The following is a 1,024-nucleotide window of genomic DNA, read 5'->3' on the forward strand; positions in this document are numbered from 1 at the left end:
TTGGTGAAACGTAGATACCATACTCTATAGGATTAATAATTTTTAAATCGCTTATTTCTACCGCTGATGTATTTAATGTGATGCCTTGTTTTCCTTTGCAGTCAATTATTGTATCTTCTATGCCTTGACCCTGTATTGTTACCATTTTGTTTACATTTATACTGTCTTCGTAGTATATCCCTTTCTTTATTGTTATGGTGTCTCCGCCTTTTGCGTTATTTATTGCGTCTTGTATTTTTGTGAAATCCCCTTTTCCGGTTGAATCGACTACCCATGTTTTCTGTGGTACTGGTGGGACAGATTGTACAGTTAATACAGTTGATGTTAATATTAGAATGGTGGCTGCTGTAAGGGCGGTTAATCGAAGTATTATTTTTTTGTTCATCTTCGATCTCCCCCCTGTCTCTTGGTTTTTAGTATTCCTTTTTCTGTTATGTACATTAGAACTATGTTTTTGACTACCTCGGCTTCTGAGTTTCCTAAAATGCCTACTTGTTGTTTTATTAGTTCCCTGATTAATGGTGGGAAACCGACTGGGATTCTCTGTATTTTACCCAAGGTTTTTCCCTCCTTTTTTGTTTCCTTGGGTTTTTAACAAGCCGTGTTCTGTAAAATAGATGAGAACCATGTTTTTGACTACTTCAGATTCTGAGTTTCCTAGAATTCCTACGTGTTGTTTTATTATTTCTCGAATAAAAGGTGGAAAGCCAACTGGGAATCTTTGAGTGTTACCCATCCGTGAATCATATATGAATCATTTATTTATAAATTTTTGCATCAAAAATGAACTGTATATGATTCATTTTTGAAATATTTTTAAATCTAAAAAGATTCATATATGACTTTTTTTTTATTCAAATTAGAATCATATATGAGTCATATATGAGTCATATAAGTAGTGTTTTAAAACATCAATAAATGAGTGATAAACTATATAAAGAAAAAAATACAGATTAAAATTTTCTAAGAATCTTATGACTAATTAATCTTATTTAATATAATATCAACGATTGCAATTACAAAA

At 31.3% G+C, this 1,024-nt stretch carries 2 protein-coding genes and 1 pseudogene (1 of these 3 cut by a window edge); all 3 read right to left on the reverse strand.

Annotated elements, in window-relative coordinates; genetic code table 11:
* A pseudogene (locus QHH19_07100) lies at positions 1–385 on the reverse strand (NosD domain-containing protein); it reaches 1,866 nt to the left of the window's first position.
* Positions 382–558: a CopG family transcriptional regulator gene (locus tag QHH19_07105; GenBank protein ID MDH7518087.1), complete on the reverse strand. Its 177-nt coding sequence runs from the start codon at positions 556–558 to the stop codon at positions 382–384. Before QHH19_07105 ends, QHH19_07100 begins: the two are co-directional and overlap by 4 nt.
* On the reverse strand, positions 551–736 hold the full coding sequence (locus QHH19_07110; protein ID MDH7518088.1) for a hypothetical protein: 186 nt from the start codon (positions 734–736) through the stop codon (positions 551–553). The genes QHH19_07105 and QHH19_07110 overlap by 8 nt, the downstream gene beginning before the upstream one ends.
* Positions 737–1,024 lie beyond the last annotated feature (288 nt).

This window comes from Candidatus Thermoplasmatota archaeon (genome assembly GCA_029907305.1).
Taxonomy (GTDB): domain Archaea; phylum Thermoplasmatota; class E2; order DHVEG-1; family DHVEG-1; genus JARYMC01.

Coding starts and splice junctions, on each gene's coding strand:
- QHH19_07110 (MDH7518088.1), bottom strand. CDS start 736: ATGGGTAACACTCAAAGATTCCCAGTTGGCTTTCCACCTTTTATTCGA.